Consider the following 13064-nt stretch of genomic DNA (forward strand, 5'->3'; position numbering starts at 1 on the left):
ATCCCACAGGAATACCGCTCGACGATTGGAGGCTTGACAACAGCCTTGACCCGGTAGACCGCATACTGTAGACAATATTCTGTCGACTTGACAGCGTCTCCTGTTCCAGTCACGTGCTTCCCGACGTGCCCCGCCTTCCCGCCACACCCCCTCCGCCCCGCTGTCCCGCTCCTTCCTGCTGTACCCCCTCGCACTGCTTCCCCCGCTCCCGCCTCGCTCGGTCCCTACCGAACGGAGAGCCCCGTGAAAGTCGCAGTTGTCGGTGCCGGCGCGATCGGCGCCTATGTCGGGGCCGCGCTCCACCGCGCCGGCGCCGAGGTCCATCTCATCGCCCGCGGGCCCCATCTGGCCGCCATGCGCCGTGACGGCGTATGCGTCCTCAGCCCCCGCGGCGACTTCACCGCACACCCGTCGGCCACCGACGACCCCTCGGAGGTCGGGCCCGTCGACTTCGTGTTCCTCGGACTGAAGGCCAACTCGTACGCCGCGTCGGGCCCCCTGGTCCACCCCCTGCTGCACGACCGCACGGCAGTCGTCGCCGCACAGAACGGCATCCCCTGGTGGTACTTCCACGGGCTCACGGGCCCGCACGCCGGCCGCCGTATCAACAGCGTCGATCCGGCCGGCACGGTCAGCTCCACGCTGCCGCCCGAGCGGGCGATCGGCTGCGTCGTCTACGCGGCGACGGAGATCGAGGCACCCGGTGTCGTCCGCCATCTCGAAGGGACCAGGTTCTCCATCGGCGAGCCCGACCGGACCGTGTCCCGCCGCTGCCGGGAGTTCAGCGAGGCCATGGTCGCCGGCGGGCTCAAATGCCCGGTGGAACCCGATCTGCGCAAGGACATCTGGATCAAGCTGCTCGGCAACATCTCGTTCAACCCGATCAGCGCGCTGGCCAGAGCCACCATGGGCCAGATCTGCCGCCACCCGGACACCCGCGCACTCGTCGGTTCGATGATGCGCGAGACCCTCGACGTCGCGGCCGCGGTCGGCTGCCGGCCCGAGATCTCCGTGGAGCGGCGCCTCGCGGGCGCCGAGCGCGTCGGCGACCACAAGACCTCCACCCTCCAGGACCTGGAGAAGGGCAAGCCCCTGGAACTCGACGTACTGCTCGCGGCCGTCGTCGAACTGGCGGCCCTGGCCGGTGTCCCCGTACCGACGCTGCGCGCCGTGCACGCACTCGCCGATCTCCTCGCCACCACCTCCTCGCCCGCCCCGGCCCCAGCAGGGAGCGCACCGTGAACAACAACCGCAAGCGACGTGAGCGCAAGCAGTACGAACGGCTGACGCACCCGCTGGTCCGGGACCCGGACGGCACCCTGCGCCGGGCCGGCTGGGACGAGGCGCTGGCCCGCGCGGCTGCCGGGTTCCGGCAGACCCGGCAGGAGTACGGGCCCGACGCCTTCGCGATGCTCTCCTGCGCCCGCGCCACGAACGAGATGAACTACGTGGCGCAGAAGTTCACCCGGGTGGTGATGGGCACCAACAACGTGGACTCCTGCAACCGGACCTGTCACGCCCCCAGCGTCGCCGGCCTCTCGGCGGCGTTCGGCTCGGGCGGCGGCACCTCCTCCTACGAGGAGGTCGAGCACACCGATCTCATCGTGATGTGGGGATCCAACGCCCGCTTCGCGCACCCGATCTTCTTCCAGCACGTGCTGAAGGGCATCCGCAACGGCGCCCGCATGCACGCCGTCGACCCGCGCCGCACCTCCACAGCGGAGTGGGCGGAGAGCTGGCTCGGCCTGAACGTCGGTACGGACATCGCGCTCGCCCACGCGATCGGCCGCGAGATCATCCACGCCGGGCTGGTCAACCGGGCGTTCGTGGCCCGCGCGACCACCGGCTTCGAGCAGTACGCGGCGCTCGTCGAGCCGTGGACGCTCTCGGCGGCCGAGCAGGTGACCGGGGTGCCGGCCGAGGCGATCCGCGATCTGGCCCACGCCTACGCCACCGCCGAACGGGCCCAGCTGTGCTGGACGCTGGGCATCACCGAGCACCACAACGGCACCGACAACGTCCGCGCCCTGATCAACCTGTCGATGCTCACCGGCCACGTCGGCAGGTACGGCTCCGGCGTCCAGCCCCTGCGCGGGCAGAACAACGTGCAGGGCGGCGGCGACATGGGCGCCATCCCCGACAAGCTGCCCGGCTTCCAGGACATCCTCGACCCGCACTCCCGGCAGAAGTTCGAGCGGAGCTGGGACACGGTCATCCAGCCCCGGTACGGAATGACGCTCACCGAGATGTTCGAGTCGATGGAGAGCGGCGCACTGCGTGCGGTGTACTGCATCGGCGAGAACCCGGCCCAGTCGGAGGCCGACAGCGAACAGGCCGTACGGCGGCTGAAGGCCCTGGACCACCTGGTGGTGCAGGACATCTTCCTGACGAGGACCGCGGAGCTGGCGGACGTGGTGCTGCCCGCGACCGCCGCCTGGGCCGAGACCGACGGGACCACCACCAACAGCGAGCGCCGGGTGCAGCGGGTACGGGCGGCGCTGGTGCCGCCCGGCGAGGCCCGGGAGGACATCGACATCATCTGCGCGCTCGCCGGGCTCCTGGGCCACGACTGGAAGTTCACCGACGCCGAGACGGTGTGGAACGAGCTGCGCTCGCTCTCCCCCGACCACTTCGGGATGACGTATGACCGGCTGGCGGAACACCAGGGGCTCCAGTGGCCCTGCCCCGACACGGACCGGCTCCCGTCGAGCTTCCTGCACGCCCGGCTCTGGGAGACCGATCCGTTACGCCGCGGCCCTGCCGCCCCCTTCGGTCTCGTCCGGCACGATCCGCCGGTCGACCTCACCGACGAGGAGTACCCGCTGCGACTGACCACGGGGCGACGGCTGGACTCGTACAACACCGGCGTGCAGAGCGGTGGTTACGCCTCCCCGCTGCGGCGCGGCGAGTACATCGAGCTCTGCCCGGAGGACGCTGCCGCCTACGGGGTCACGGCCGGCGAGGAGGTCCGGGTGTCGTCCCGGCGGGGCAGCGTCACCGCACCGGTGTGGATCGAGGCCGGGCTGCGGCCCGGACTCGCCTTCATGACGATGCACTTCCCCGACGAGGTCGACACCAACGTGCTGACGATCGAGGCGAACTGTCCGATCGCCGGCACCGCCGAGTTCAAGGCCTCCGCGATCCGGATCGAGAAGCTGGTGCCCGCATGGACCTGAAATTCACCGGCGCCGCCCCCACGGACACCGAACGGCAGGCCGTGGACGCCCTGCTGGGCCCGCCGCCGTCCGGCTGGGAGGGAGCGGCCACCCGCAGCGATGAGGACCTGCGGTGGGCCAGGGGCGGCGCGGCGGCCGCCAAGGACCGGCGCGACCGGTTGCTGCCGGCGCTGCACGCGGTGAACGACCGGGTGGGCTGGATCAGCGAGGGCGCCCTGGACTACATCTGCCGCCGGCTGACGGTGGCCCCGGCCGAGGCGTACGGCGTCGCCACGTTCTACGCGATGTTCTCGCTGCGCCCCCGCCCGGCGAAGGTCCTCCACGTCTGCACGGACCTGGCCTGTGCGGCCCGGGGCTCGGCCGCGCTGTGCGCGGAGCTGACGGCGTCCCTGGCCCCGGCGGGCACACCGGTGGAGGGTGCGGTCTGGCAGGAGAGCCCCTGTCTGGGCCTGTGCGAAAGGGCCCCGGCTGCGCTGCTGCTCCGGGCGGGCGCCCCGCACACCTCCTCGGTCATCGCCCCCGCCACCGCCCAAACCCTCACCGCCGGAACCCTCACGGCCGACACGCTCACCGGCTCGGCCCGCGCCCCGGAAGCCTTCCCCGCCGAACCCCCGGCCGAAGCCGCCGTCCCCCAGGCCGGCGACCCCGGCCTCGTACTCCTCAGGCGCATCGGCACCACGGACCCCACTTCCCTCGACGACTACCGTGCGAGCGGCGGCTACACCGCGCTGCGCCGTGCCTTCGCCCTCGGCCCCGCCGGCGTCATCCGGGAGGTGCTCGACGCGGGGCTCGTCGGCCGGGGCGGCGCCGCCTTCCCGACCGGCCGCAAGTGGGAGGCCACGGCGCGGCAGCCCGACACCCCGCACTACCTCGTCTGCAACGCCGACGAGAGCGAGCCGGGCACCTTCAAGGACCGGGTGCTGATGGAGGGCGACCCGTACGCCCTCGTCGAGGCGATGACCGTGGCCGGCTACGCGACCGGTGCCCGGCAGGGGTTCGTCTACCTGCGCGGCGAGTACCCCCGGGCGTACGAGCGGCTGAGCCACGCCCTGGACAGTGCCCGCGCACGCGGACTGCTGGGTCCCGACGTGCTGGGCCAGGGGTACGCCTTCGACATCGAGATCCGGCGGGGCGCGGGGGCGTACGTCTGCGGCGAGGAGACCGCGATCTTCAACTCGATCGAGGGGCAGCGCGGGGAGCCGCGCTCCAAACCGCCGTTCCCGGTCGAGAAGGGCCTGTTCGGGAAGCCGACGGCCGTGAACAACGTCGAGACGCTGGTCAACGTGCTGGCGATCCTGGAACACGGCGCCGCCGCCTACGCGGCCACCGGCACCGGCTCGTCCACCGGCACCAAGCTGTTCTGCGTATCGGGACAGGTGGCCCGGCCCGGGGTCTACGAGCTGCCGTTCGGCGCGAGCCTGCGGGAGCTGCTGGAGCTCGCGGGCCCGCCGCCGGATCTGCGCGCGGTGCTCCTGGGCGGGGCTGCGGGCGGGTTCGTCCGCCCCGGCGAGCTGGACATCCCGCTCACCTTCGAGGGGACCCGGGCCGCCGGCACCACGCTCGGCTCGGGCGTCGTACTGGTTCTGGACGGTTCGGTGGAGCTGCCGCGCGTCCTGCTGCGGATCGCGGAGTTCTTCCGGGACGAGTCGTGCGGCCAGTGCGTGCCCTGCCGAGTCGGCACGGTGCGCCAGGAGGAGGCGCTGCACCGGATCAAGGACCGTACCGGCGCCGCGGCCGCCGATGACATCGCCCTGCTGAGAGAGGTGGGGCAGGCCATGCGCGACGCCTCGATCTGCGGTCTGGGCCAGACCGCGTGGAATGCCGTCGAGTCCGCCATCGACCGTCTGGGGGTCTACAAGTGACCGCTGTTCCGTTGCGACTGCCGCGCCGGCTGATCGAGTTCACCCTCGACGGCCGGGAGACCCGGGTGCCCGAGGGGTCGACGATCCTGGAGGCGTGCCGGGCCGCCGGCACGGACGTACCGACGCTCTGCCAGGGCGACACGCTCACCCCGAAGAACGCCTGCCGGGTGTGCGTCGTCGAGGTGGAGGGGGCCCGCACCCTCACCCCGGCGTGCTCGCGCCGGGCCGAGGCGGGGATGACGGTGCGTACCGACAGCGAGCGGGCCCGGCACAGCCGCAAGGTCGTGCTGGAGCTGCTCGCCTCGTCCACCGACCTGTCGACGACGCCCGGGGCCGCCGGGTGGATCAAGGAGTACGGGGCGGAGCCGGGCCGCTTCGGCGCCGACGCGGCCCGGGTCAACGAGGAGCCGAAGGTCGACAACGACCTCTACGTCCGGGACTACGACAAGTGCATCCAGTGCTACAAGTGCGTCGACGCGTGCGGCGAGCAGTGGCAGAACACGTTCGCCATCGCCATCGCGGGCCGCGGTTTCGACGCCCGCGTCTCCACCGAGCACGGGGTGCCGCTCACCGATTCGGCCTGTGTCTACTGCGGCAACTGCATCGAGGTCTGCCCGACCGGGGCACTGTCGTTCAAGTCGGAATTCGACATGCGGGCGGCCGGGACCTGGGACGAACCGGCACAGACGGAGACCACCACCGTCTGCGCCTACTGCGGGGTGGGCTGCAACATCACGCTCCATGTGCAGGACAATGAGATCGTGAAGGTCACCTCGCCGCACGACAACCCGGTGACCCACGGCAACCTCTGCATCAAGGGCCGCTTCGGCTTCCAACACGTACAGAATCGGGTCTAACGGTCATGGGACGGGTCACCGAACGCCGCCGCACCATCCGCATCCGGGACGGGGCCGTGTCCACGCGCCCCGACACCCTCGTCGCCGAGGAGCCCCTGGAGATCCGGCTGAACGGCAAGCCGCTCGCCATCACCATGCGCACCCCGGGTGACGACTTCGCGCTGGCGGCCGGCTTCCTGGTGAGCGAGGGCGTGATCGGCGAGGGCCACGAGGTGCAGTCGATCGTGTACTGCGCCGGGGCGACGGCCGACGGGGTCAACACGTACAACGTGGTGGACGTGCGGCTCGCGCCCGGCGTCGTGGTCCCGGACATCACGCTGGAGCGCAACGTCTACACGACGTCCTCCTGCGGGCTGTGCGGCAAGGCCAGCCTGGACGCGGTCCGCACCACGACCCGGCACCCCGTCGCCGATACTCCCCCGGTCCGGGTGGAGCCCTCGCTGCTGGCCGCCCTCCCCGACCGGTTGCGCGCCTCGCAGCAGGTCTTCGACCGGACCGGGGGCCTGCACGCGGCGGCGCTGTTCTCCGAGACGGGCGAGCTGATGGACATACGCGAGGACGTGGGCCGGCACAACGCGGTCGACAAACTGGTCGGGCGGGCCCTCACCGACCACCGGCTGCCGCTGTCCCGGTCGATCCTGCTGGTCTCGGGGCGGGCCTCGTTCGAGCTGGCGCAGAAGGCGGTGATGGCGGGCATCCCGATGCTGGCGGCCGTCTCGGCGCCGTCCTCCCTCGCCGTCGACCTGGCGGCCGAGACCGGTCTGACCCTGGTCGGCTTCCTGCGTGGCCCTTCCATGAACGTGTACGCGGGTGAGCACCGCATCGCTCTGGAGGCGACGGCCGTCCAAAGCCGCTGAGGCGCCCCGCCCGCTGCACGGGTGCGGGGCCGGCCGGCGGGGAGCGCCCCCTGCGCCGGCCGGCCCCGGTCCACCTGGGCGGTCCCCGTCAGGTCGCCGGAACGGGCTCCCGCTCCGCCACCGCGGCGTCCGCGCCCGCTTCCAGCGGGTCCCTGGCGCGCCGCTTCGCGAGTACCGCGCACACCATCAGCTGCATCTGGTGGAAGAGCATCAGCGGCAGCACGGCGAGGCTCGCCTGCGCGCCGAACAGGACGCTGGCCATGGGCAGACCTGAGGCCAGGCTCTTCTTCGAGCCGGCGAACTGGATGGTGATGCGGTCCTCCCGGCCGAAGCCGAGCCGCTTCGCCCCGTACCAGCTCAGCATGAGCATCAGCGCGAGGAGTACGGCCTCGGCGCCGAGCAGCGCCCCGAGCCTGGCCGGGGTGACCTGGTGCCAGATGCCGGCGACCATGCCCTCGCTGAACGCGGTGTAGACGACGAGCAGGATCGAGCCCCGGTCGACATAGCCGAGGACCTTCTTGTGCCGGGCGATGAAGCCGCCGATCCAGCGGCGCAGCAGCTGTCCCGCGACGAACGGCAGCAGCAGCTGGACGCCGATCTTCAGCAGGGCGTCCGCGGAGAAGCCGCCGCCGCTGTTGCCGAGCAGCGCGGCCGCGAGCAGCGGGGTGACGAAGATGCCCGCTATCGAGGAGAAGGAGCCCGCGCAGATCGCTGCGGGGACGTTGCCCCGGGCGATCGAGGTGAAGGCGATCGACGACTGGATGGTCGAGGGGACCAGGCAGAGGAACAGGAAACCGCTCTGGAGCTGGGGCGTCAGTACGTAGGGGACCAGCCCCTTGCTCGCCAGCCCCAGTACCGGGAACGCGAGGAACGTGCAGGCCAGGACGGTGAGGTGGAGGCGCCAGTGCCTGACCCCGTCGAGCGCCTCGGCGGTGGACAGACGTGCGCCGTAGAGGAAGAAGAGGAAGGCGACCGCCCCTGTCGAGGCCCCGCCCGCGACATCGGCCGCCCCTCCGGAGGCCGGCAGCAGCGCCGCGAGTACGACGGTGCCGATCAACGCCAGGATGTACGGGTCGATCGGCAGCCAGGACGGCAACTGCGGCTTGCGGCGGCTCATGTGCTCCACGTGTTCTCTCGTTCAGGGTCGTGCCCTTCCCATCGTGCTCCTGATCACCGACATCGGGAATCCCGTATACCGCTCTGACTGTCATCACGGTTCGCGATAGCGTGTCGGCATGTACGACCCCGCGCAGTTGCGCACCTTTCTCGCCGTCGCGCAGACACTGAGCTTCACCCGGGCCGCCCGCCGGCTCGGGGTGCGCCAGTCCACGGTGAGCCAGCACGTGCGGCGGCTGGAGGAGGCCGCCGGCCGGCAGCTGTTCACCCGGGACACCCACCGGGTCGACCTCACCGTGGACGGTGAGGCGATGCTGGGTTTCGCCCGGACGATCCTGGAGGCCCACGAGCGCGCGTCGGCGTTCTTCACCGGCACCCGGCTGCGCGGGCGGCTGCGGTTCGGAGCCTCGGAGGACTTCGTGCTGACGCGGCTGCCGGAGATCCTGCAGGCGTTCCGCCGCGACCATCCGGAGGTCGAGCTGGAGCTGACCGTGGAGCTGTCGGGCATCCTGCACCAGCAGCTGGCGGCGGGCCGGCTCGATCTGGTGCTGGCCAAGCGGCGGACCGGTGACACGCACGGGGAGCTGGTGTGGCAGGACGCGCTGATCTGGATCGGTGCGCCGGGGTTGCGCCTCGACCCGGACCGGCCGGTGCCGCTGGTCCTCTTCCCGCCGCCGGGCATCACCCGGGCCCGCGCCCTGGAGGTGCTGGAGGGCCAGGGCCGTTCCTGGCGGGTGGCGTGCACCAGCGGCAGCCTCAGCGGGCTGATCGCGGCCGCCCACGCGGGGCTCGGCGTGATGGCTCACAGCCGGGGTCTGGTCCCGCCCGGTCTGGTCCCGCTGCCGGCCAGGGCGGGGCTGCCGGAGCTCGGCGAGGTGGACTTCGTCCTGCTGCACGGCCGCCGCCGGGACGGTGCGCAGCAGGCGGCGGACGCACTCGCGGCGGCGATCCTGGCGGGCGGCGACCGGCTGATCCGCCGGCCGGGGATTGGGGAGCCGCCCTGAGGGGGACAATGAACGGCATGCGGCGGTCTCCGCCGGGCGGCCCAACCCGGTCAGGTCCGGCAGCTGCGGACCAACCCCCCGTATCCGCACGGAACGGCAGTGATCGCGGCGTACAGATTCGGTGGAGATTCCCGCGCGAGCCACTTACTCCTTGGTCGGAAGCGTGCCCGAGCCTTGCCCATCTGGCCGGATTTCAGCCCCTGACCAGTGCAGACGCCACGTTTCACGGGCCGCTTCGGGCTCTCCCGCGGCGGCGTCCGGTGGGGTAGCGTCACGGCGCTGTGCGGAGCGCCACAAGGAGCAGGTCATTGCGCGAGTTCACTGTCCCACCCATGGCGGCCGCGCCCCACGTGGGCGGGCTCGCTGATGTGGTTTTCGACTACGCCGAGGAGGATCCGCACCGGATCGCCCTGGGCCGCAAGGACGCGTCCGGACGCTGGCTCGATATCACCTCCGCGACGTTCCGCGACGAGGTGCTCGCGCTGGCCAAGGGGCTGATCGCGCACGGCGTGCGGTTCGGTGACCGGGTCGCCCTGATGTCGCGCACCCGCTACGAGTGGACGCTCTTCGACTTCGCCCTGTGGGCGGTCGGCGCGCAGTCCGTTCCGGTCTATCCGACGTCCTCGGCCGAGCAGGTCCTGTGGATGCTCCACGACGCCGAGGTCTCGGCGGTGATGGTCGAGCACGAGGACCACGCGATGACGATCGCCTCGGTGATCGACCAGCTGCCCCGGCTGAAGCGGCTGTGGCAGCTGGACACCGACGCGGTGTCCGAGCTGGTGGCCGCGGGCGCCCACGTCGAGGACGAGGTGGTGCACCGCCACCGGCGTGCGGTGACGCCCGACTCGGTGGCGACCGTCATCTACACGTCGGGCACCACGGGGCGGCCCAAGGGCTGTGTGATCACGCACGCCAACTTCATGTTCGAGACGGACACGATGGCCTCGCGCTGGGAGTCGGTCTTCCACTCCCGGCCGGGCGACGAGGCCGCGACCCTGCTGTTCCTGCCGCTGGCGCACGTCTTCGGGCGGATGGTGGAGGTCACGGCGATCCGGGGCCGGGTGAAGCTGGGCCACCAGCCGGAGCTGTCGGCGAAGGCGCTGATGCCGGACCTGGTGACGTTTCGCCCCACGTTCATCCTGGCGGTGCCGTACATCTTCGAGAAGGTGTTCAACGGGGCCCGCCGCAAGGCCGAGACCGAGGGCCGGGTGGGTCCCTTCGACAAGGCCGTGGACATCGCGGTGAAGTACGCGGAGGCGATGGAGGCGCGGGCCTTCGGGACAGGTCCCGGCCCGTCCGCCGGGCTGCGGATGCAGCACCAGTTCTTCGACAAGGTCGTGTACAAGAAGGTGCGCGAGGCGATGGGCGGCCGGATCCGGCACGCCATGTCAGGCGGCTCGGGGATGGAACGGCAGCTCGGCCTGTTCTTCGCGGGCGCCGGTGTCACGGTGTACGAGGGGTACGGGCTGACCGAGACGACCGCCGCGGCCACCGCCAATCCGCCGGAGCGCACCCGGTACGGCACGGTCGGGCAGCCGATCCCCGGGACCACGGTGCACATCGCCGCCGACGGCGAGATCTGGGTGTACGGCAGCAATGTGTTCTCCGGGTACCTGGGCGACCCGAAGTCCACCGACGCGGTGCTGAACGACGGCTGGCTGGCCACCGGCGATCTGGGCGCGCTGGACGAGGACGGCTATCTCACGATCACCGGGCGGAAGAAGGAGATCCTGGTGACGTCCGGCGGCAAGAGCGTCTCACCGGCCGGCCTGGAGGAACGGGTGCGGGCGCATCCGCTGGTGGCGCAGTGCATCGTGGTCGGCAACGACCGGCCGTACATCGCGGCCCTGGTCACCGTGGACCAGGAGTCCGTGGAGCACTGGCTCGCGATGCAGGGGCGCCAGCGGCTGTCACCGGGCGAGCTGGTGCGGGACCCGGATCTGGAGATGGAGGTCCGGCGGGCGGTGGTGGCCGCGAACACGGCCGTGTCGCAGGCCGAGTCGATCCGGACGTTCCGGATCCTGGCGCACCAGTTCACCGAGGAGCACGGGCTGCTGACACCGTCGCTGAAGCTGAAGCGCAAGGCGATCGAGGCGGCGTACGCGGCCGAGGTGGACGCCCTCTACCGCTGAACGGGTGAGGGGCGCTACCGCCCGGCCGGGAAGAATCGGCCGGAACGGGAATGTGCGGGCCGTCTTGATCGTTGAAGCTTCGAGTCCCACCCCCCAACGTAAGGATCGACCGCTCGTGAGCCACGTCCCCGCCCTCACCCTCAACAACGGCGTCGAGATGCCCCAGCTCGGTTTCGGAGTCTGGCAGGTGCCGGACGACGAGGCCGCGAAGGCGGTCGCCACGGCCATCGAGTCCGGGTACCGCAGCATCGACACCGCCGCCGTCTACCGGAACGAGGGCGGCACCGGCAGGGCCATCTCCGCCTCCGGTGTCGCCCGCGACGAGCTGTTCGTGACCACGAAGCTGTGGAACAGCGAGCAGGGCTACGACTCGACGCTGCGCGCGTTCGACGCCTCGCTGGACAAGCTCGGTCTCGACTACGTCGACCTGTACCTGATCCACTGGCCGGTCCCCGCCAAGGACGCGTACGTGGACACCTACCGCGCGTTCGAGAAGATCTACGCGGACGGCCGCGCACGGGCGATCGGCGTGTCGAACTTCCTCCCCGAGCACCTGGAGCGACTGCTCGGCGAGAGCTCCGTCGTGCCCGCGCTCAACCAGATCGAGCTGCACCCGCAGCTCCAGCAGACCGAGTCCCGCGCGCTGCACGCCAAGCACGGCATCGTGACCGAGGCCTGGTCGCCGCTGGGTTCGGGCAAGGGCCTCCTGGAGGTCCCGACGGTTGTCGCGGTCGCGCAGAAGCACGGCCGCACCCCCGCCCAGGCGGTGCTCCGCTGGCACCTCCAGACCGGTCACGTGGTGATCCCGAAGTCCGTGACCCCGTCGCGGATCGCGGAGAACATCGATGTGTTCGGCTTCGAGCTGGACGAGGACGACCTGGCCGCGTTCGCGGCGCTGGACGAGGGCAAGCGGCTGGGCTCGCACCCGGCCGAGTTCAACCTCGGGGCCTGAGCCGTGGCGTCAGCCGTGACGTCGCGCCACTGATCGGCACAGCGAGAATCCGCCGCCCGGCTGCCGGGCGGCGGATTCTCGCTGTTCGGGCTCTCGCGGCCGTGTTCAGGCCCTGACGCGTTCAGGCCTTGCGGTCGTGCTCAGCCCTTGCGGCCGAGATGGAACGTCCGGGCCATCAGCAGGAAGGTGTCGGTGCGCCGGTGCAGCCCGGCCGGGTCCTCGGGGTCGGTCAGCCGGTCGAGCACCGCACCGTCCTCGGCGTCGAGCCGCTCGCCCAGGCTCTCGCGGCGGCGGGTGAAGTTGTCGATGACGTGGTCACGTGCCACGTCGGTGAGCGGCGCGGGCAGGTCGAGCAGGAAGCTCCGGGTGCCCTGCGGGCCGAGGCCGACCGCGCTGAACAGGGCGGCCCAGTTCTCGGTCTCCCGCTTGGTGCCGGGCAGGTCCGCCCGCATCTGCTCGAAGGTCTCGGCCTGGATCACGTCGAGCCGCTCCTCCAGACCGGGCCGGCCGAAGCCGATGTCGCGCGGGAGGTGGCGCGGCTGCAGTCCGCCCTCGACGAGGGCGACGGTGCCGCCGGGACGCAGCAGCCCGGCGAACCCGGCCAGTGCGGCGCGCTGGTCGCCCATGTGGTGCAGCGCGTTGCCCGCCCAGATCAGGTCCGCTTCACCGGCGCGGTCCAGTTCGCCGGGCAGGTCGGCGTGCAGGGTGGTGACCCGGTCACCGAGCCCGAGCCGCTGGGCACGAGCTCGGGTGCGCTCCAGCAGCGCCGGGGTACCGTCCACGGCGACGACCTCGGCCTCCGGGAACACCTCGGCGAGCAGACAGGCCACGACGCCCGGTCCGCTGCCGATGTCCAGGACCCGGCGGACCTTGGGGGCGTCGGGCAGACCGGCGATCCAGCGGGCCGCCTCCGTGTAGTGACCGGAGCTGAGTTCGGCGTTCATCTCCAGCAGCGGACCGATGGCGTCCCAGTCGAGATCGGACCCGTGATGGTGGGCATGGCCGCTTTCGTGCCGGTGGCCGCCGTGGCCGCCTTCGTGCCCGTGGCCGTGGCTGCTGTCGTGGTGAGGACCGTGACCGGTGTCGTTGCTCATGGGGACAGCGTCAC

Annotated in this window: 10 protein-coding genes; 8 read left to right on the forward strand and 2 right to left on the reverse strand. The window is 71.5% G+C overall.

The genetic code is table 11. The features are described 5' to 3' along the window. Nucleotides 1–243 precede the first annotated feature (243 nt). Genes ACGFU6_RS04240 through fdhD form a run of 5 tightly spaced genes read left to right on the forward strand, consistent with a single transcriptional unit; the run spans nt 244 to nt 6752 of the window. The gene (locus tag ACGFU6_RS04240) at nt 244–1242 is read left to right on the forward strand and encodes a 2-dehydropantoate 2-reductase (protein WP_393607976.1); all 999 of its coding nucleotides are present in this window, start codon (nt 244–246) and stop codon (nt 1240–1242) included. Then, nucleotides 1239–3176, forward strand: coding sequence for a molybdopterin oxidoreductase family protein (locus ACGFU6_RS04245; RefSeq protein WP_393607977.1), 1938 nt, complete (start codon nt 1239–1241; stop codon nt 3174–3176). Before ACGFU6_RS04240 ends, ACGFU6_RS04245 begins: the two co-directional genes overlap by 4 nt. Then, nucleotides 3167–5038, forward strand: coding sequence for an NAD(P)H-dependent oxidoreductase subunit E (locus ACGFU6_RS04250; RefSeq protein WP_393607978.1), 1872 nt, complete (start codon nt 3167–3169; stop codon nt 5036–5038). Before ACGFU6_RS04245 ends, ACGFU6_RS04250 begins: the two co-directional genes overlap by 10 nt. Next, on the forward strand, nt 5035–5895 hold the full coding sequence (locus ACGFU6_RS04255) for a 2Fe-2S iron-sulfur cluster-binding protein (protein WP_123530908.1): 861 nt from the start codon (nt 5035–5037) through the stop codon (nt 5893–5895). The genes ACGFU6_RS04250 and ACGFU6_RS04255 overlap by 4 nt, the downstream gene beginning before the upstream one ends. Nucleotides 5896–5900: 5 nt before the next feature. Beyond that, nucleotides 5901–6752, forward strand: a complete 852-nt coding sequence (fdhD, locus tag ACGFU6_RS04260; protein ID WP_393607979.1) for a formate dehydrogenase accessory sulfurtransferase FdhD — start codon at nt 5901–5903, stop codon at nt 6750–6752. A gap of 88 nt (nt 6753–6840) precedes the next feature. Here fdhD and ACGFU6_RS04265 read toward each other — a convergent pair whose 3' ends face one another. Next, nucleotides 6841–7869, reverse strand: coding sequence for a bile acid:sodium symporter family protein (locus ACGFU6_RS04265; RefSeq protein WP_393607980.1), 1029 nt, complete (start codon nt 7867–7869; stop codon nt 6841–6843). Between the two features lie 118 nt (nt 7870–7987). Between ACGFU6_RS04265 and ACGFU6_RS04270 the strand changes: the two genes are divergently transcribed. The 3 genes from ACGFU6_RS04270 to ACGFU6_RS04280 all read left to right on the forward strand — a co-directional run bounded on the left by ACGFU6_RS04270 (nt 7988) and on the right by ACGFU6_RS04280 (nt 11956). Next, nucleotides 7988–8872, forward strand: a complete 885-nt coding sequence (locus ACGFU6_RS04270) for a LysR family transcriptional regulator (protein WP_393607981.1) — start codon at nt 7988–7990, stop codon at nt 8870–8872. Nucleotides 8873–9204: 332 nt separating this feature from the next. Beyond that, a complete protein-coding gene (locus tag ACGFU6_RS04275) occupies nt 9205–11004 on the forward strand; it encodes an AMP-dependent synthetase/ligase (protein WP_393607982.1) in 1800 nt (599 codons plus the stop codon). 115 nt (nt 11005–11119) lie between these two features. Further along, entirely contained in the window at nt 11120–11956 is an 837-nt protein-coding gene (locus ACGFU6_RS04280; RefSeq protein ID WP_393607983.1) for an aldo/keto reductase, read from the forward strand. A gap of 140 nt (nt 11957–12096) precedes the next feature. On the opposite strand, the gene ACGFU6_RS04285 is transcribed toward ACGFU6_RS04280, so the two are convergent. After that, a complete protein-coding gene (locus tag ACGFU6_RS04285) occupies nt 12097–13050 on the reverse strand; it encodes a class I SAM-dependent methyltransferase (protein WP_393607984.1) in 954 nt (317 codons plus the stop codon). Between the last annotated feature and the right edge of the window lie 14 nt (nt 13051–13064).

It is taken from the genome of Streptomyces sp. NPDC048462 (genome assembly GCF_043200175.1).
GTDB lineage: Bacteria > Actinomycetota > Actinomycetes > Streptomycetales > Streptomycetaceae > Streptomyces.